The sequence below is a fragment of the Myroides oncorhynchi genome (assembly GCF_020905415.1).
Classification (GTDB): domain Bacteria; phylum Bacteroidota; class Bacteroidia; order Flavobacteriales; family Flavobacteriaceae; genus Flavobacterium; species Flavobacterium oncorhynchi_A.
This window is the reverse complement of the sequence record NZ_JAJJMP010000001.1, coordinates 463202-481725: the sequence shown is the minus strand read 5'-3', so window position 1 is coordinate 481725 and position 18524 is coordinate 463202. Positions and strand designations below refer to the sequence as shown.

The 18524-nt window shown below is 33.4% G+C and carries 17 protein-coding genes; 10 read left to right on the top strand and 7 right to left on the bottom strand.

The window, feature by feature from the left end:
• Positions 1 to 65 precede the first annotated feature (65 nt).
• The gene (locus LNQ81_RS01980) at positions 66 to 485 is read left to right on the top strand and encodes a GNAT family N-acetyltransferase (RefSeq protein WP_229944504.1); all 420 of its coding nucleotides are present in this window, start codon (positions 66 to 68) and stop codon (positions 483 to 485) included.
• 28 nt (positions 486 to 513) lie between these two features.
• Here LNQ81_RS01980 and LNQ81_RS01975 read toward each other — a convergent pair whose 3' ends face one another.
• Positions 514 to 1659, bottom strand: coding sequence for a multidrug effflux MFS transporter (locus tag LNQ81_RS01975; protein ID WP_229944503.1), 1146 nt, complete (start codon positions 1657 to 1659; stop codon positions 514 to 516).
• Positions 1660 to 1743: 84 nt separating this feature from the next.
• Here LNQ81_RS01975 and LNQ81_RS01970 point away from each other — a divergent pair, with 84 nt between their 5' ends.
• Positions 1744 to 2520: an AraC family transcriptional regulator gene (locus LNQ81_RS01970; protein ID WP_229944502.1), complete on the top strand. Its 777-nt coding sequence runs from the start codon at positions 1744 to 1746 to the stop codon at positions 2518 to 2520.
• 12 nt (positions 2521 to 2532) lie between these two features.
• Positions 2533 to 3111: a uracil-DNA glycosylase family protein gene (locus LNQ81_RS01965; protein WP_229944501.1), complete on the top strand. Its 579-nt coding sequence runs from the start codon at positions 2533 to 2535 to the stop codon at positions 3109 to 3111.
• Positions 3112 to 3118: 7 nt separating this feature from the next.
• Here the strand turns inward: LNQ81_RS01965 and LNQ81_RS01960 are convergent, their stop codons facing one another.
• Positions 3119 to 4300: an MFS transporter gene (locus LNQ81_RS01960; RefSeq protein WP_229944500.1), complete on the bottom strand. Its 1182-nt coding sequence runs from the start codon at positions 4298 to 4300 to the stop codon at positions 3119 to 3121.
• 314 nt (positions 4301 to 4614) lie between these two features.
• Complete coding sequence (gene putP / locus LNQ81_RS01955) at positions 4615 to 6117, bottom strand: sodium/proline symporter PutP (RefSeq protein ID WP_229944499.1); 1503 nt, start codon at positions 6115 to 6117, stop codon at positions 4615 to 4617.
• A gap of 341 nt (positions 6118 to 6458) precedes the next feature.
• Between putP and LNQ81_RS01950 the strand changes: the two genes are divergently transcribed.
• Complete coding sequence (locus tag LNQ81_RS01950; protein ID WP_229944191.1) at positions 6459 to 7352, top strand: IS1595 family transposase; 894 nt, start codon at positions 6459 to 6461, stop codon at positions 7350 to 7352.
• 24 nt (positions 7353 to 7376) lie between these two features.
• Positions 7377 to 7766 (top strand): hypothetical protein, encoded by a 390-nt coding sequence (locus tag LNQ81_RS01945; RefSeq protein WP_229944498.1) that lies wholly within the window; start codon positions 7377 to 7379, stop codon positions 7764 to 7766.
• 303 nt (positions 7767 to 8069) lie between these two features.
• Here LNQ81_RS01945 and LNQ81_RS01940 read toward each other — a convergent pair whose 3' ends face one another.
• Positions 8070 to 8810 carry a CDP-alcohol phosphatidyltransferase family protein gene (locus LNQ81_RS01940; RefSeq protein WP_229944497.1) on the bottom strand — a complete coding sequence of 247 codons (741 nt, stop codon included), beginning with the start codon at positions 8808 to 8810 and terminating at the stop codon, positions 8070 to 8072.
• A gap of 612 nt (positions 8811 to 9422) precedes the next feature.
• Between LNQ81_RS01940 and LNQ81_RS01935 the strand changes: the two genes are divergently transcribed.
• The gene (locus tag LNQ81_RS01935) at positions 9423 to 10544 is read left to right on the top strand and encodes a lipoprotein N-acyltransferase Lnb domain-containing protein (RefSeq protein ID WP_229944496.1); all 1122 of its coding nucleotides are present in this window, start codon (positions 9423 to 9425) and stop codon (positions 10542 to 10544) included.
• A 22-nt stretch (positions 10545 to 10566) separates the two neighbouring features.
• The gene (locus LNQ81_RS01930) at positions 10567 to 11304 is read left to right on the top strand and encodes a tyrosine-protein phosphatase (RefSeq protein WP_229944495.1); all 738 of its coding nucleotides are present in this window, start codon (positions 10567 to 10569) and stop codon (positions 11302 to 11304) included.
• 425 nt (positions 11305 to 11729) lie between these two features.
• On the opposite strand, the gene LNQ81_RS01925 is transcribed toward LNQ81_RS01930, so the two are convergent.
• Positions 11730 to 12119, bottom strand: coding sequence for a DUF1573 domain-containing protein (locus tag LNQ81_RS01925; protein ID WP_229944494.1), 390 nt, complete (start codon positions 12117 to 12119; stop codon positions 11730 to 11732).
• Positions 12120 to 12349: 230 nt separating this feature from the next.
• Here LNQ81_RS01925 and LNQ81_RS01920 point away from each other — a divergent pair, with 230 nt between their 5' ends.
• From LNQ81_RS01920 to LNQ81_RS01910, 3 genes are all read left to right on the top strand, one after another.
• Positions 12350 to 14983, top strand: coding sequence for a valine--tRNA ligase (locus LNQ81_RS01920; RefSeq protein ID WP_229944493.1), 2634 nt, complete (start codon positions 12350 to 12352; stop codon positions 14981 to 14983).
• Positions 14984 to 15057: 74 nt separating this feature from the next.
• Positions 15058 to 15693, top strand: coding sequence for a TatD family hydrolase (locus LNQ81_RS01915; RefSeq protein ID WP_229944492.1), 636 nt, complete (start codon positions 15058 to 15060; stop codon positions 15691 to 15693).
• A 33-nt stretch (positions 15694 to 15726) separates the two neighbouring features.
• Positions 15727 to 16443, top strand: a complete 717-nt coding sequence (locus tag LNQ81_RS01910) for a tRNA threonylcarbamoyladenosine dehydratase (RefSeq protein ID WP_229944491.1) — start codon at positions 15727 to 15729, stop codon at positions 16441 to 16443.
• Between the two features lie 92 nt (positions 16444 to 16535).
• Here the strand turns inward: LNQ81_RS01910 and LNQ81_RS01905 are convergent, their stop codons facing one another.
• Complete coding sequence (locus LNQ81_RS01905) at positions 16536 to 17192, bottom strand: NAD(P)-dependent oxidoreductase (RefSeq protein WP_229944490.1); 657 nt, start codon at positions 17190 to 17192, stop codon at positions 16536 to 16538.
• Between the two features lie 126 nt (positions 17193 to 17318).
• Entirely contained in the window at positions 17319 to 18518 is a 1200-nt protein-coding gene (locus LNQ81_RS01900; RefSeq protein ID WP_229944489.1) for an aromatic amino acid transport family protein, read from the bottom strand.
• Positions 18519 to 18524: the final 6 nt, after the last annotated feature.

The following is an 18524-nucleotide window of genomic DNA, read 5'->3' as shown; positions in this document are numbered from 1 at the left end:
TGTTTGGTATAGAATTCATACCATAATATATTTGTGAATATTTATAATTAAATAAAATAGTATTTATGCGATATAAAGTTTCTTATGATATAATAGAACCAGAAGATTATATACAGATGCGCCTTACTTGTGGTTTATCTGAAAAGAGAATTATGGCTGCGGTTATTGGTCTTGCGAATTCTCTGTGCTGCGTATCAATACTAGATACAGAGAATAATAATAGGTTTGTGGGTATGGGAAGATTAGTAGGTGATGGTGGATGTCATTGTCAGGTTGTGGATATTTGTGTATTACCAGAGTACCAAGGACAAGGATTAGGTAAGTTAGTAATGACCACATTGACAGAATTTATTAATGATAATCTGCCTGAGTCATGCTATGTAAACTTAATTGCAGATGGTGAAGCTTATAAGTTATATGAGCATTATGGATTTAAAGAAGTATGGCCTGTTTCTAGAGGAATGGGGTATGTCAAGAAGAATTAAGAAAGAAAAAGACGACTTTATAGCAAGGCTATAAAGTCGTCTTTTTGCTTTTAATAAGTAGTGAAACTAAGATCGCTATAGTAGCAAAATTAATCATTACGACAGTGATACTAGGCATAGTACTACTAATGTATAGACCAGTACCAATCAAGATATAATATAATAACCCGAATAAAGCACTAGCTGTACCTATCGATGATTTGTACTGTAGTAAGGCTTGACTAAGGATATTAGGAATAGCTATCCCAAATGCAGTTACAATAAATACCATTGGGATTAGAAAGTAAAGAGTGTTCCCTATTAGTATTAATACTAAAGCATTAACGATAGCTATAGTGGCTGCGATCTTCATTAAAGTAATAGGTAAATATCCTTTTTCTAATAATTTTTTGTTTAGAGAGCTTCCTATAAAAGAACCAACCGCCAGTACAATACCACTGTATCCATATACTGTTGGGCTTAAACCTTGTTGTTCAAATATAAAGGGCGCAAAAGAGTAATAACTAAATAGAAGAACATTATAAGCCATAACTAATAAAGCATATTTCCACAATAGAGAGTCAGTGTACATCGTCTTAGCTAAGGCTATTATTTTATCACAGGAGATCTTGTCTGTACGCTGTTTAGTCTCCTTTAAGGAGAAGAAGGATGTACTGAATAGCAATATTGCCAACGTTGCTAATACAGTGAATACTCCCCAGTATCCAAATTGATTAGATAGTATTCCTCCCATAAATAATCCTATGACAGGACTTACTGATAAAGCGATTCCCATGATAGAAAATACTTTAGCTAGTTCTACTCCAGTATAGCTGTCTCTCATCATTGTTTGTGTAATCACTGATCCTACGGCTATCCCAAATGCTGCAACAAATCTTGCAATAAGTATTGTTTCAAAATTGGTGGCAAGTAAGGCTAACACAGAAGCAAATGTATACGTTATTAGTCCGCTTAACATTGTTTTTCTTCTACCTATATAATCGCTTAGTATACCCCAAAAGATAACTCCTAGGGCAAAGGCTATGAAGTAAATACTTATCGTCAATAATGTAGTCTCCTTCGGTACATCAAATGCTTTAGCTAAATGCGTTAAGGCAGGACTGTAAATGGTCTCAACGAATTGAGGGAACATCATCAATACAATCATTAGCGCTAAACTGTTTTTTGTTTTCATTGTTTTTAATTTTTGACAAAGGTCTCTAGAATTTGCAGTACCTTTATAATACTATAAATTCATTAAATACCAGTTTAAGGACAAATGGCATATTTGCATTCAGAACAAGAATTTCACCCAGAACGAATAGACTTATCCGTCATAGGCTTAGCTTCTGATTTAGTTCGGCATGATTCTGGTTTTCATCAGCACGATGAACATCTGCAACTTCTCTATGCTCCTAGTGGATGTATGACTTTACTGACTAATGATATGCAGGTGATTCTACCACCTACACGCATGTTGATTATACCTGCAAGGTTATCTCATCGCGTATTCTTTAGAAATGTGGTTGCTTACCGTTCTATTTACTTTACAGTCAAAGAGAAGTTGTGGACAACTGATACTATTAAAGTATTAGAGGTCAATTCTTTAATAGAAAAATTGATAGAGCGAATATGTTTTTGGGAATGGAAGGCTTATACAGATGAGCAGTTCGCTATAGTTAAGGTATTTAGCAATGAGTTAAACGCAGCTCATATAGAGGATTATCATCTGAAGATACCAGAAGATACTAGATTAAAAGATATTATTAGACAGTTTATTATAGATAAAAGAGTTCCTCCATTTCTTAAAGAGCTAACACAAGAGGTAGGAGCAAGTGAGAAGACTATTTCTCGTATCTTTAAGAAAGAGACGGGCATGGTCTATCAAGATTGGCGATTGCAGTGGAAGTATTACCGCTCTCTGGAGTTGTTGGCTGAGGATATGACTATCTCAGAGGTAGCAGATGTATTGGAGTTTTCGTCAGATAGTGCGTTTATAGAGTTTTTTAAAAAACACGCTGGTATTACCCCACATCGATATTTAATAGGACAATAAATAGAATAAGGTATGGATCGTTTTGATGAGTTATTAAGTGATATTAGGGCTTGTAAGATATGTGAGAAGGAATTACCTCTAGGAGCGAATCCTGTGGTATTATCTAGTGTACAGTCTAAAATCATTATTATAGGCCAAGCACCTGGATTAAAAGTACATCTATCTGGTATTCCTTTTAAAGATAAAAGTGGAGAACAACTGCGTCAATGGCTAGGAGTGACAGAAGAGGAGTTCTACGATACAGCTAATTTCTCTATTATTCCTATGGGGTTTTGTTATCCAGGCAAAGGAAAGAGTGGTGACTTACCTCCTAAGAAAATATGTGCTCCCACATGGCATGCTCAGTTGTTAGAACAATTAACTTCTGTGAAGCTTATCTTGTTAATTGGAAAATACGCACAAGATTATTATTTAAAGACAAACCATTCATTGACAGAGAATGTAAATAATTTCCATGAGTATTTACCTACTTATTTTCCATTACCTCACCCTTCTCCGAGAAATAATATCTGGAAAGCAAATAATATCTGGTTTGAACAAGAGGTTATACCTGTATTACAACACCAAGTCAAATCAATCTTAAAGAAGTAATATTGCGCTATGCTTTTCTTGTAAAGGAAAGTTGTTTTCTAAACATCATATAGACTAAACTCAAGATAATAACCACAGCACTAGCATACATAATAGTAGGGATATTAGTGATATTATCTTTATAATACCACCCAGCTAAGAAAGCACCTCCACCAACACCTGCTTCTAAAGCTATATACATAGTAGATACAGCACGCCCTCGTTGATCTGGTTGGCTGAAGTCTATCGTCCAGGCATTCAATGCTGGGGATAATATACCTAAGGAGATACCATATATAAACGCACCTAGATATAGACCATTAGTAGATTCGTAGAATGCTATAATAGCTAGTGAGATAATTAGCAGTACTAATCCTATATTGATGATTAAGACACGTCCATATTTATCAGATACTTTACCTGCTACAAACCTTACTAAAAGAGATGAAATAGTAAAAATCATAAAGAAGATTCCTTTGTTTTCTAATCCTAAGTGTCCTGTCCAGTCAGGGATTAGAGTAAGGATAACTCCATAAGCTATATAGGACATAAAAGTCACAAAGGCTGCTGGGAATACCCCGAAATCGAAGATATCTTTTCTTGATATCTTTAGTAGTTTAAAGGAGAACTTCTCTTTGACTTGTAGGGTCTCTTTCATATTCATTAAGATGACTATAGAAAGTAGAGCAAAAGCAGATGAAGTATAGAATAGGAAGTCTATTGAGGTGTACATCTTTATGGTACTACCAATGGCTGGACCTATAGCCATACCTGTACTAAAACTTATACCGTGTAGGCCTAATGCTTCTCCCCATCGCTCTCTAGGTACGATATCAGCTACATAAGCTGCCGTAGCTGTAGGTTTGAATCCTGTAGAGAATCCATGTAATAATCGCAAGAATAAAAAGCCTGATACAGAGGTAAGAATAGGGTATAATAAACTACACACAAAACATACTATCGACCCAATCGCCATAATAGGTACACGTCCTATCTTGTCTGTTAGCTTACCACTAAATGGTCTGGAGATACCTGCAGTGATTGTAAATAGACCGATGATTAGTCCTTTGTATTCTGCCCCTCCTAGTCCTGATAAGTAATCAGGTAGTTCTGGAATAAGCATATTAAAGCTAGCAGAGAATAGTAAAGAGCTTAAACATACTAGTATAAACTGAGTATTGTATATAGGGTGTGAATTAAATCGAGGCACGTATTATCGTTTTTATGAGGTGCAAAGTTATTGGTTTACATTTTCTTGTACAATGTTAATCTTATGTTGTTCATAAACCCAGAATCAGCATTAGCCAAATACTACAAAGCAATTCTACTTCATAGTTCTTTCATTAGCTCTATAACCATACTATAGTATGCTGAAATCGCTAATTCAGACCTATCTTGTATAATTACTTTTCGTTTATCTGCCTATCGCTGATTCTGGGATAAACGAAAAAACTCTAGGTGTATAACATCTTTTATCGTGTTATATACCTAGAGTTTTCGTTATAATAAATAGACTTTATCTAATTATTTTTCTTTGTGATATAAAGCATCAGCAGAGATGAACTTCTCTATTATTTCAGCAGAAGCTTGTTTTCCATAGCTAGATACTAAGTAGATTGCAATAGAACTAAATAAGAATCCTGGGATGATTTCATAAATCATATCTCCAAAAAGGATAGGCCATAAAATCACAGTTACCGCTCCTATTAGCACCCCTGCAAAGGTTCCCATACCTGTTGTTTTTCTCCAGAATAGGGTGAATAAAATAGCAGGACCAAATGCAGCTCCAAAACCAGCCCAAGCATGTGCTACTAAAGCAAGTATTTTGCTGTCAGGGTCATAGGCGATAAAGATGGCAATTAATGAAATTAATAGTACAGCAAATCTACCGGTCCATACTAGTTCTTTTTGGCTAGCCCCTCTTCTGAAGTAAGCTTTATAGAAGTCCTGTGTAAGCGTACTAGATGACATTAATAATTGTGCACTTAACGTACTCATTACAGCAGCTAGAATAGCAGAAAGTAATATACCTACTACCCACGGGTTAAATAATTGTTTGATTAGCTCTATGAAGATCATTTCATTGTCTTTCGTTACGACACCTGCTACTTCAGGGTGTTTATAATAGTAGCTAATTCCTAAATAACCTATCGTTACGGCACCCCCTAGACATAGTGTCATCCATGACATACCTATTCGTCTAGCATTTTTCATTGTCTTTACGCTATCAGCAGCCATAAAGCGTGCTAAGATATGTGGCTGTCCAAAGTATCCTAGACCCCATGCTGCAGCACTAATGATTGCAATAAAACTTACATTATGTGTTAGACTTGAGTAAGAAATATTAGTAGCAATAGCAGCTTCATTTGTATAAGTAGTGATGGCATCCCATCCTCCCATGTATAAAACAATCATCACAGGAGTTAAGATTAACGCAAATAGCATTAAGGTAGCCTGAATAGTATCGCTCCAGCTTACTGCTAAAAACCCACCTATGAAGGTGTATGCTATCGTAGCTAAAGCTCCTAGATAAAGAGCATTGATATATTCCATGTGGAATAGCGTTTCGAATAATCTAGCACCTGCTACCATACCAGAAGCACAGTATATTGTGAAGAAAACTAAGATAGTAATAGCTGATACTGTTTTGACTAATTGACCGTCTTTGCCAAATCTATTGTGGAAGAAGTCGGGTAATGTCAGCGCATTATTATTGATTTCTGTATGTACACGCAGACGACCTGCTACTAACTTCCAGTTATAGTAAGCTCCGATAATTAAACCAATAGCTATCCAACTTTGAGATAATCCTTTTGCAAAAATTGCACCTGGTAACCCCATCAGTAACCATCCTGACATATCTGATGCTCCTGCTGATAAAGCTGTTACTACTGGACCAAAACTACGTCCGCCTAGGATGTAGTCAGAAAAGTCCTTTGTGCGTAAATACGCAACTACACCTATCCCTAATACCACCACTAGATAAATGGCAAATGTTATAATAGTTGGATCTAAATTTTCAAACATTATTTTGTTATTTTTTTATTAAAAATATGTAATTAAATCAAATAATGCAATTATTAAATACAATGGCAGGCTAAAATGAGGTTTGTGTAATGAAATGATGTTTTTAATTTGTGTGGATTTTAGATGAAGTATTATAAAAGTACCATCTATTTGATGGATAAATAAGTACTAGTAGTAATGAAGTGTTAAATATTTTAAGAAATTTAAAATAAACGAAAAGTTTTAATAACAAATGTTATCGCTTGTATCTTTTGGAGATTTTAGTTTTGCATAGAAGAATAAAATAAAATAATTGAGTTATTAATTTAACATCCGTATATTAGTATCTTAAAATCCATAGTATGGAAATATTTAAGGGTCAAAACATTCTGAACTTAGTAAAAGAACTACCAGATGACGAAGCATGTAAAGCTTATTTAAGTAAAATTAAGTGGTCAAACGGTTTTACTTGTGTAAAATGTGGTCATAAAAAAGGTTGCTTAAAAACTAATCATTCTTACTATTGTTATAACTGTGAACATGTTGAGAGTTCAACTGCTAATACTTTATTTCATAAAGTTAAGTTTGGTTTACATAAAGCATTTATGATTGTGTTTGAGATGACAACTTCTACCAAAAGCATCTCTAGTATTCAAATGGGTAAACGTTATGGTATAAGCCAGCCAACAGCATGGGGCTTTATGCACAAGGTTCGCCTAGCTATGCAAAGTAGTGAACAATATCCTATGACTGAGACAGTCCATGTAGATGAGTTCGTTGTGGGGGGATATGAACAAGGAAAACCAGGGAGAAGTTATGATACCAAAAAAACTAAAGCAGTGATAGCTGTTGAGTTAACTACTGATAGCAAAGTAAAAAGAGCATATGTTAAGTGTATTGACGATTATTCTGCTAAATCATTAACTACTATATTTGAACAACATATTTCAGAAGATGCTAATGTAATTACGGATAAATGGAGAGGGTATAATCCTTTGAAAAAAAAGTATAACATCACTCAAAAAGAAAGTGATAAAGGGGCTAATTTTAAAGAATTACACGTAGTAATTCACCAACTTAAATCCTGGATTAGGACTGTACCTTCACATATCAATAAGAAATACATCCAAGCTTACTTTAATGAATTCGTATATAGATTAAATAGATCCTTATTTAAGGGAACTATTTTTCATAACACAATTGTAAAGATGGTTAAAGCGAAACCAACTACCTTAAATATGATTAACGGAAACTAAACCAATAACTCAATAAAATAAATTATGACTAACAAAGATCTTGTGAAAAGCTGTTTCAAAGCATTATTAGAAAACGCTATTTATGACCCTTCAGTGATAGAACTGTATTTTTCTAAGAAATATATGCAGTGTGTAGATGGTGTGATTTTTAATTTTGATCAGTTTACAATGCATATTCAAAAGTTAAAAGAACTGACACATCAATTAACCTTAGAGTTTAATCATATCATAGAAGAAGGTGATATTGTATTTACTAATCATACAGTGTCTATTGAAAAGAAGGATGGAAGTAGAAGTCAAATAAAGGTATTAGCTACATTTATTATAAAGTGTAATCAAATAGTGTATTGTGATGAATTAACTTATCAGCAAAATGGAAAAACAGATACTAGCAATTTGGGATCTGTAGTCTAAGAATAAAAGCCCTATACTTGGGGTAGAATGTATAGGGCAAAAAAAGTAGTATGAAAAAAAAGTTTATAATAATGTTTCCAATAATTATGCCAATGAATAGTTATAAAGTGATGAAATGAAACTTTATAAGTTAAATACTCGTATTGTGAATATTGTTGTTTTTTATAACTTTAAAAATGTGAATAATTATTATGCAATATGGAATAGCTATAAAAAAAAGCAACATTATAGATACTATAATATTGCTTTTTTTTAGATAGATAAAATGAAAAACGCTATCTAATTAGATAGCGTTTTTTATTTTTAGTTAGCTTTTTGCTTTTTAGACATATTCATTATGATTGATAGTAAAATATATACTAGTATAATAATAGGTATAGCTAGATATAACAAGCTAATTAGTAGTATTAATGATATAATTACAAAACCTATCTGAAGTTTATATGCTCCTAAGTTATTTGGTTTTACTTTTAAAGAGAACAATGGAAGTTCTGCATTCATGATGATAGCACTTAGGATGCTTATCATTACTAATAAATAAGGATTGCTTAATATCGAGATAATTTCTTCTGATTTAGTTGTAGAGATAATCATCGGGATACTTAATATGAATAAAGCATTACCAGGTGTAGGTAAGCCTATAAATGAGTCAGTTTGTCTAGTATCGACATTGAATTTTGCTAATCTATATGCAGCTCCTAAAGTAATGATAAACCCTAGGTATGGTACTACTCCCATATAGTATGTTTCAGGAGTTAGATTGTATATTTCTTGATTTTCTTGAATGCTGGCTAACATTTTATATACTACTAAACCGGGTACTACTCCACTTGTCACCATATCTGCTAAAGAGTCAAGCTGTAAGCCCATTTCACTTTTTACATTTAAGATGCGTGCAACGAATCCGTCCCAGTAATCAAAAAATATCCCTAAACATACCCATAAGAATGCCATGTGGATATTGTCATCAAATGCATACACTAAGGCAATTAATCCTGAAAGTAAGTTCAATAAAGTGATAGCATTAGGAATGTGTTTTTTCATAGCTAAAATTTGTTTGTATAAACTCTATAACGAGTTACTTGTATTTTATCATACAAATGTATCATAAAGTTACTAATTTTTATAGTGTTTATAAGGATTACTTTATATAATACGATTTACCTTTAGATATGTTTTATTGTACTATCTACTATATTTATCCTGATTCTGCGATAGACATATAAACGAAAAGTAATTATACAAAATAGCACTGAATTAGTTATAGTATGGTTTAAGAACTAATGAAAGAGATATGAAGTAGAATTGCTTTGTAGTATTTGGCTAATGCGGAATCTGGGTTTAGGTGACTAAACGTTTGTTAGAGAATTAATATATTAGGTACATGTAGAAGAGAGTAAATGCGACAAGTATAGTTTTATAATAAATCAACTGCGATTTATGGGTTAAAACCACTGCGAAAGTATAGTGATGATGTAATCTTGTTAAAGTAAAAGTTAATCGATGGAGAGGAGTAATTCTCTTTATTTTTGAATGTTGTAGAGTCAGATTATTTATATATTGTTTAGAGTGTATGTTTTTATTGTAAATCAAAGATTAGTAAAGTATTTTTGTAAGAACCAAATTATACGTTGAGTTATAAATCAATAAGAACGCATGATAAAAAAAATAATATATGTACTATTCTGTCTTTGTATGGTACAGATAGCTTTTCCGAATGAACGTCCATTATCAGATCGAGCAGAGATTAGTGTATTAACTGTAGGTACAGGCGACCAGTTGTATTCATTGTTTGGACATACTGCTATACGTGTTAGCGATCCTTTCCAAGGAATAGATCGTGTGTATAATTATGGTATGTTTGCTTTTAGTGAACCTAATTTTTATGGGAAGTTCGTGAAGGGGAATTTATTGTATTTTGCGGAATATTCTACGTATAAAAACTTTTTAGAAGGATATATATACGATAACCGTTCAGTGTATGAGCAGATTTTGGATTTGTCTGATACAGAGAAGCAGGTGATATGGGGTAAACTTAATGAATCTCTAGAAGAATCTAATAAATATTATATCTATAAGTTTATCGATCAGAATTGTACGACTAAGGTGGTAGATATTGTAAATAGCAGTATCAAATCTCCTGTAAAGGTAGATGTAGAAGGGAATACAGAAACATATAGAACAATCTTGAATTCGTATTTAAGTAGTAGATATTTTGAGATGTTAGGTATTAATTTAATATTTGGTTCTAAGGTAGATGTACAGAGTACATTGTTATTTTTGCCAGATAAGTTTATGTATGGATTGGCAGAAACTAAGATAGATGATAAACCCTTAGTCTCAGAGACTATTACAGTATTTGAGCCTGATGCATCTATAGAAAATATTGGTATCAGTGTTAATTCTATGTGGTTCTTTTGTTTAATAGTATTGATCTTAACTGTATTAATGAATAATCGCGTAATAAGAAGTTGTTATTTTGTAATTATGGGGCTTTTAGGGCTTTTCTTTTTTGCAGTAGGATTTTACTCACTTCATGGTGAATTATTAAATAACAATACAATTCTATTGTGTAGTCCCTTTTTTTTGTTATTGCCTTTTTTAAGAAATAAGGTAAAGTTGATTAAAGGGCTACAAGTTTTAACATTACTAAGTGTGATCTTATATATTGTGTTAAATATTACTAGTCAGAAGTTATTAATTACCTTACCTTTAGTGTTGTTGACGATGATTAGCTTAGCAATGGAGATGAGATTACTCAAACGCAATAATAATTAATACAAAAAAATATTATAAATATATGTTCGGATTATTTAAATCTAAACCTGAATTAAAGACCTTAATACCTAATAATTTTGTGGATATACATTCACATTTGATGTTTGGTATAGATGATGGGGCGCAGACTAAAGAAGATACTAAAGCAATCATTGAGTCTATGAAAGCGTTAGGCTTTGATCAAGCGATTACTACACCACATACTACACCGTTAGTATGGGATAATACGAGAGAGGGAATCTTAGCGAAATATGATGAGGTGTTACAAGTACTACCTAAAGAAGCTGCTTCATTGAAGTTAAGAGTAGCGTCTGAGTATATGATGGATGAGAGTTTCTTGCAACGTGTGTTATCTGAAAAGTTACTAACGATAAAAGATAACTATGTATTAGTAGAGATGTCATATATTAATCCTCCGATCCAGTTAATGGATATTCTATTTCATTTAAAATCGAATGGATATGAGATTATTTTAGCACATCCTGAGCGTTATAACTTCTACCATAAAAATACAGAGATGTATAAGAAGCTAAAAAAATCAGGTTGTAAGTTTCAGATGAATCTACTGTCTACTACAGGGTATTATGGAGGACATGTACTAGAGGCGGCTAATCATTTGCTGAATAATGATATGATAGATTATGTAGGATCTGATATTCACCATATGAAACACATTAGAGGTTTTGATGCTAAGATACAAATCAAAGAAGTAAAGAATCTAGAGAAAGCGATAGCAAATAATATATTCTTTAAAGAGTAAATATAACGGCTGTAATAGCTGTATGACATTGAAGGGATTGCGTTAGCAATTCCTTTTTTAGTTATTTAGGGATAAAAGGTACATATAGATACTTCATGATTTAACTTTTAAGGTTAGTATGTAGAACAACGTACACAGACATCATACTGATCTTATAGAACATCAATGCTTTACAAATCTTGATTTAGTCTGTCCAAAAGAGATAATAACCACTTCAATACTTCTTCAATATTACTCTACTATAAATCCTTTTTACTGAAGAATTCTTGCTTCACTCTTGACGAGCTCTTGTCTCAAATAAATTGCTAAATCCTCAGCTTTTGAATATGATCTGATAACGACAGAAGTGTAGTATTAAATTAGTAGCGAAAAACAAAAAAGGGATCGCTCATGCGATCCCTTTTGTTTTTCGGTCTATTTTCTGATTAGTTATTCACCACATCTCCTTTAATGCGAAGTGCTACTACACCATTAGTATAGTTGACTGCATTAGATTCTACAGTAATAGTTCTACTGATTTTACCAGGAGCCATGTTATACTGTACGTCAATTTTACTTTTTTGACCAGGTAAAATAGGTTCTTCTGGTTTAGAAGGAACTGTACATCCACAAGTAGATCTTACAGCAGTAATAATTAATGGTTCATCACCAACGTTAGTAAATTCAAAAGATCTTATTCCATTATCTTTTCCTCTTACCACAGTTCCATAATCAATTGTGTTGTTTTCTGCTTTGAATTGAATCTTAGGTCCTTTTTGTGCAAATGTTACTGCACTTGTCAAAACCAAAACTAATAATGCTAAAATGTTTTTCATTATTTTTCTATTTGTTGTTTTGTAAAATTAAAAACTTTAGAATTACATGCAAATAAAAATAAACATTTAAAGTAAGATGTTATCTTTTGTAATTGCATTGTAATCCATATTTTTGCATGCTACAAAGATACGTAAAAAGTAATAGTGCTTAAATTAAAATTTAATTAAAGTATTATTACCTTTATAAGCGACTTTAAAAAATGTTAAAAACAAGTAAAATTATTAAGTAAATGACAATTCCTGCACAATTTGACGCAAAGCAAGTAGAGCAAAAATGGTATCAGTACTGGATGGAAAATAATTTTTTCCACTCAACTCCTGACCATAGAGAGCCTTACACGATTGTAATACCACCACCGAACGTTACGGGAGTATTACACATGGGACATATGTTGAACAATACGATTCAAGATGTATTAATACGTCGTGCTCGTTTAAAAGGGCTTAACGCTTGTTGGGTACCTGGAACAGATCACGCCTCTATCGCTACTGAAGCTAAAGTCGTCGCAAAATTGAAAGAGCAGGGTATCAATAAAAACGATTTAACACGCGAAGAGTTCTTAGCACATGCTTGGGAATGGAAAGAAGAGTACGGTGGAGTAATCCTTGATCAACTTAAAAAATTAGGTTGTTCTTGTGATTGGGATCGTACGAAGTTTACTATGGATCCAGAGATGTCTGAACAAGTGATAAAAGTATTTGTTGACCTATATAATAAAGGATTAATTTACCGTGGTTACCGTATGGTTAACTGGGATCCAGAAGCGTTAACTACACTGTCTGATGAAGAAGTAATCTATGAAGAACGCCAAGGGAAACTGTACCACTTAAAATATCAAATAGAGGGTAGTAATGAGTACTTAGTAATCGCTACTACACGTCCAGAGACTATCTTAGGTGATTCAGCTATCTGTATTAATCCTAATGATGAACGCTATGCTCACTTAAAAGGGAAGAATGCTATTGTACCAATCTGTAATAGAGTAGTACCTATCATCTTTGATGAGTATGTAGATATGGAGTTTGGAACAGGATGTTTGAAAGTAACTCCGGCTCATGATATAAACGATAAAGATTTAGGAGAGAGACATAATTTAGAGATTATCGATATCTTTAATGCTAATGCTACACTTAATGAGTTGGGTATGCATTATAAAGGTAAAGACCGTTTTGTAGTACGTAAAGAGATAGAATTAGAATTAGAATCTATCGGAGCACTAGATAAAGTAGAAAACTATATCAACAATGTAGGTACTTCTGAGCGTACAAAAGCGGTAATAGAACCAAGATTATCTGATCAGTGGTTTCTTAAAATGGAGCAGTTAGCTAAGCCTGCTTTATCTGCTGTAATGGAAACTGAAGAGGTGAAGTTATATCCAAGTAGATATAATAATACTTATAAAAGTTGGTTAGAGAATATCCGTGATTGGAATATTTCTCGTCAGTTATGGTGGGGACAACAAATACCTGCGTACTATTATGGTACTGGTAAAGAAGATTTTGTAGTAGCTGAAAATATTGAAACAGCTGTAGTATTAGCAAAAGATAAAACAGGTAATGCAGGATTAACTGCTGCTGATTTAAAACAGGATGAGGATGCTTTAGATACGTGGTTCTCTTCTTGGCTATGGCCAATGTCTGTGTTTAATGGTGTTACTGACCCAGAGAATGAAGAGTATAACTACTACTATCCTACGAATGACTTAGTGACTGGACCAGACATTATCTTTTTCTGGGTAGCACGTATGATTATGGCTGGATATGAGTACACAGGTAAAAAACCATTTACAAACGTGTACTTTACGGGTATCGTGAGAGATAAACAACGTCGTAAGATGTCTAAATCATTAGGTAACTCTCCTGATGCTTTAGGATTAATTGATAAGTTCGGTGCGGACGGAGTACGTGTAGGACTGTTATTATCTGCTGCTGCTGGTAATGATATTATGTTTGACGAAGAGTTATGTGCTCAAGGTAAGGCATTTACTAATAAAGTGTGGAATGCATTCCGTTTAATCAAAGGATGGGAAGTATCTGAGACTATCCCGCAACCAGAATCTTCTAAAGTGTCAATAGAATGGTACGAAGCTAAACTTCAGAAGACATTAGTAGAGATCGAAGACCATTTTGAGAAATATAGAATATCTGATGCACTTATGGCTATCTATAAGTTAGTTTGGGATGACTTCTGCTCTTGGTTCTTAGAAATGATTAAACCAGGATATCAACAACCAATAGACAAGGTTACTTTTGACAAAGCAATTGCATTATTAGAAGCTAACTTGAAATTGTTGCATCCATTTATGCCTTTCTTATCAGAAGAGATTTGGCAACATATTAATGAGCGTACAGCTGAGGAAGCTCTTGTAGTATCTTCTTGGCCAGAGATGACGTCTTTCGATGAGAACTTAATTAAAGAGTTTGAATTAGCGACTGAGGTTATCGCGGGTATCCGTACAATCAGAAAAGACAAGAATATTTCGTTTAAAGAAACGATTGATTTAAAAGTAATCAACAACGATAAAGTATCTATTTACTTTGACAGTATTATCTCTAAATTAGGGAACATTGTTTCTATAGAGTATGTTACTGAGCAAGTAAGCGGGGCGCTATCTTACCGAGTTAACTCTAATGAATACTTTATTCCTGTAACAGGAAGTGTAAATGTAGAAGAAGAAATCGCTAAGTTAGAAGAAGAGTTGAAATACTTAAAAGGATTCTTGAAATCTGTACAAGGTAAACTATCTAACGAGAAGTTCGTAAGTGGTGCTCCTGCTCAGGTTATTGAGAATGAAAGAAAGAAAGAAGCAGATGCTTTAGCTAAAATTGCTACTATCGAACACAGCTTAGCTGGATTAAAATAGTCGAGTAATCTCTTAAAATATAAAACCCCCTAATTAGCAGAAGTTAATTAGGGGCTTTTTTTTATCTTCGCTTTATGAAAATCAATATACATACTCATCATATTACGAATCAACACGAGATAGTAGAAATAATTAATCAGTATCCTATGACAGTTGATAATACCCTTCCTACATATTCTGTTGGGATACATCCATGGTATATTGATGAAGAGCGTTTAGATGAAGAGTTAACCTTGTTAGAAGAGGAGTTACAACAACCAAATTGTTTAGCGATAGGAGAGTGTGGATTAGATAAGAAAATCAATATTTCATTAAATATACAGATAGATGTGTTTAAGAGACAGTTACTACTTGCAGAGAAATATAAAAAAGCAGTAATTTTGCACGTCGTTTCAGCATATCAAGAAGTGATCGCTATTAAAAAAGAGTTAAACATTACAGTTCCATTGATTATTCACAGTTTTAATAAGAAACGGCAAGTAGCAGAGAGTCTTTGGAAGAATGGTTTTTTTCTTTCTTTTGGTAAACACCTTATTTATAATGAAGCTTTAAGAGATACATTTGTACAGGTACCAAGAGAGCAAATATTCTTAGAGACAGATGATGTAGAAGAGATAACAATTGCTGAGGTATATCGCATAGCAGAGCAGCTAAATGAACATATTGAGCGACAGATAGAAGAGAATTATAAGAGAATTTTTAATAGATAACAGCAGTCAGCGACTGATTAATAAATAGAATAAATGGCAATTTGGCAAGAGAGAGCAGAATTACTTTTTAAAGAAGAAGGGTTACAAAAACTAAAGAACGCAAAAGTACTAATAGTAGGAGTAGGTGGAGTAGGATCGTTTGCAGCTGAGTTTTTAGTAAGAGCAGGAATAGGAAATCTGACTATCGTAGATGGCGATACAGTTGATATAACCAATATCAATAGACAATTACCAGCATTACATTCTACTGTTGGAATGCCAAAGGTAAAGGTGGTCGGTGATAGACTGATGGATATAAATCCCGAATTGAATTTAGTGCGTATAGAAGAGTTTATTTCTCCAGAGCGAGCACACGAAATCGTGACAGCGGATTTTAATTATGTATTAGACTGTATAGATAGCGTAACTCCTAAGATAAATCTAATCTTAGCAGCTAAGCGCAAGAAAGTAAAAGTTATTAGTGCGATGGGAGCTGGTGGTAAGATGATAGCAAGCAAGGTGGTAGTAAAGGATATTGGTAAAACGACTGTTTGCCCTTTAGCAAAGCAAATCAGAAAGCGCCTTAAGAAAGAGGGGATAACTTCTGGAGTGAAAGCAGTATTCTCATTAGAGATGCCAGATGAGGATAGTCTAAAATTAACTGATGGGACGAATTATAAGAAGTCGTTCTACGGTACAAATAGTTGGATACCAGCATTGTTTGGGTTAAATGCAGCAGAAGTAGTAGTAAGATATATTATCTCGAAATAAAATAAAAAGGCTGTATCAGTAAAGAATGATACAGCCTTTTTTAGTAAGGGAAGAATTGTTGTTGTTTCCTTAATTGGGGACTTTTATTGGAACTAATATCCTATTGTGAACTGTTTGTTTAGGAACTGTTCATTTTCTATTTCATCTGTTATAGCTACTGCTACATCTTCTACAGATACTCTACTTCTACTTTCACTATCGAAGACAGGTGTATTTGTACCTATTCTATAATGTCCAGTTCGTTTACCAGGATTGTTTGGATTCATTTCTATCGCAGGACTAAAATAGGTCCATTTAAAAGTGCTTTCTTTTGCTAATATATTCTCGAAATAATCTCTTACAGCTGTAGCTCCTGGCTTGATAAAATCAGGAAAGTCTGGTGTGTCTACTAATTGTAATCCTGGCTTAATATACAATGTACCTGCACCTCCGATAACAATTAATCTTGAGACTCCTGCTTCTTTTGCAGCATTGTGTATAGCATTAGCACCTGTGGTAAAGTCCTTGTATAAATTAGGGTTTGTCCATCCAGCGTTAAATGCACTAATGACAATATCAGCACCTTTAAGGGCATTTACTAATTTGGTTTTGTCAGTAATATCTAAAGCAACTTTTTTAACTAAAGAACTATTCGATACTGTAGCTGTATTTCTAGCAATAGCTGTAACGTTATATTGACAATGAATTAATTCATTTAATATAGCAGAACCTACATATCCTGTTGCACCTATCAAAACTATATTTTTCATTTTCTTTTTTTTTTATAGGGCAAATGTACTGATAGGTAATGCTTTAAAATAATAAAGCCGACTTAATCTAGATATTTCTTAATCTAGGTTAAGTCGGCAGGTATATTGTTTCTGTCAATGTGATAGTTAGTATGCTGGTATAATCTCAGCAACCATCAACCCTTGCAGTAAAAAAATCAGTATCGATAATCCCCATAAAAACAAGAAAGCTAATTTCTGTAAAATAGGTTGTTTTACGCCAGCTTGCTTTTGTGCTTTGCTCAACATTAACATTGGCATAATTAAGGCTAATACAACTAGCGGTACTGAGGCATAACCAAGTGCTATCACAAAACCATCAGGATAAAAGATAGCAAATAACAATGGAGGTGTAAAAGTAAGTAGCATAGCAGAAGCATTGTTACTTATAAAAGGTCTGTTCTTACCTAAGTCTTGAATATAATCTTTTAAAGCCATCGCTACACCCCAAAAAGAGGTTAGTAATGCTGCAGAAGCAAATAAAGTAAAAGAGATACTTATTAATTCAGAATTATTTACTTGTCTTACAGCCTTAACTAATCCATCTAATTTTGAATTCTCTTGTAAAATGGCAGTAAATGTACTACTGTCTAAATTACCTAAAAAGGTAAGCTCCCAAACTAAATACAAGATTAAGGGAGTAATACTCCCTATTAAGAATACTAGCTTTAATTGTTTTAGATTACCATCTAGATACTTTACTAAAGTAGGGATGACAACATAAAACCCAAAGCTTGTAAAAATAACAGGAATAGTCGCTAATACAGGTATACTGTTGACTGGCATATGCTGTAAGTGTACCATTTCTATTTTAGGCAGTAATAGCGCCATTACAATACATAGAAAAAATAGTTTACAAGAAAAGACAATCTTATTACTAAAATCAACCACACGTGTACTGAAAGCTATGATACTTCCAAATATTAGTGTAAATAAGAATGCTGAGGTATGGGAAGATACTTCAATATTAAACCAATGAGCTACATTCGTTCTGAATATTTCTCCTCCTCCTGTGATATAAGCACTTACTAAGGCATACATCAGTACTAACATACTAATAGCGGTAACTGCAGCTCCAGAGTTGCCAAGGTATTTTACAGTTAATGTATTTAGTCCGTGAGTAGGAGGGTTGTATTTATATACATCTACCAAAAGTATTGCAGTATAATACATAGCAAACCAGATACAGAACAAGATAAAGGCCATAAAGGTAAACCCTACGCTTGCTGATATAATGGGCATTGCTAACATTCCTGCTCCGATTGTCGTACCTGCGACAATTAGAATACTTCCGATAATTTTTTGCATTTTGTA

Bases quoted from the DNA above. Each gene is read 5' to 3' on its own strand.
- LNQ81_RS01980 (WP_229944504.1), top strand. From the start codon at position 66: ATGCGATATAAAGTTTCTTATGATATAATAGAACCAGAAGATTATATA.
- LNQ81_RS01975 (WP_229944503.1), bottom strand. From the start codon at position 1,659: ATGAAAACAAAAAACAGTTTAGCGCTAATGATTGTATTGATGATGTTC.
- LNQ81_RS01970 (WP_229944502.1), top strand. From the start codon at position 1,744: ATGGCATATTTGCATTCAGAACAAGAATTTCACCCAGAACGAATAGAC.
- LNQ81_RS01965 (WP_229944501.1), top strand. From the start codon at position 2,533: ATGGATCGTTTTGATGAGTTATTAAGTGATATTAGGGCTTGTAAGATA.
- putP (WP_229944499.1), bottom strand. From the start codon at position 6,117: ATGTTTGAAAATTTAGATCCAACTATTATAACATTTGCCATTTATCTA.
- LNQ81_RS01950 (WP_229944191.1), top strand. From the start codon at position 6,459: ATGGAAATATTTAAGGGTCAAAACATTCTGAACTTAGTAAAAGAACTA.
- LNQ81_RS01945 (WP_229944498.1), top strand. From the start codon at position 7,377: ATGACTAACAAAGATCTTGTGAAAAGCTGTTTCAAAGCATTATTAGAA.
- LNQ81_RS01940 (WP_229944497.1), bottom strand. From the start codon at position 8,810: ATGAAAAAACACATTCCTAATGCTATCACTTTATTGAACTTACTTTCA.
- LNQ81_RS01935 (WP_229944496.1), top strand. From the start codon at position 9,423: ATGATAAAAAAAATAATATATGTACTATTCTGTCTTTGTATGGTACAG.
- LNQ81_RS01930 (WP_229944495.1), top strand. From the start codon at position 10,567: ATGTTCGGATTATTTAAATCTAAACCTGAATTAAAGACCTTAATACCT.
- LNQ81_RS01925 (WP_229944494.1), bottom strand. From the start codon at position 12,119: ATGAAAAACATTTTAGCATTATTAGTTTTGGTTTTGACAAGTGCAGTA.
- LNQ81_RS01920 (WP_229944493.1), top strand. From the start codon at position 12,350: ATGACAATTCCTGCACAATTTGACGCAAAGCAAGTAGAGCAAAAATGG.
- LNQ81_RS01915 (WP_229944492.1), top strand. From the start codon at position 15,058: ATGAAAATCAATATACATACTCATCATATTACGAATCAACACGAGATA.
- LNQ81_RS01910 (WP_229944491.1), top strand. From the start codon at position 15,727: ATGGCAATTTGGCAAGAGAGAGCAGAATTACTTTTTAAAGAAGAAGGG.
- LNQ81_RS01905 (WP_229944490.1), bottom strand. From the start codon at position 17,192: ATGAAAAATATAGTTTTGATAGGTGCAACAGGATATGTAGGTTCTGCT.
- LNQ81_RS01900 (WP_229944489.1), bottom strand. From the start codon at position 18,518: ATGCAAAAAATTATCGGAAGTATTCTAATTGTCGCAGGTACGACAATC.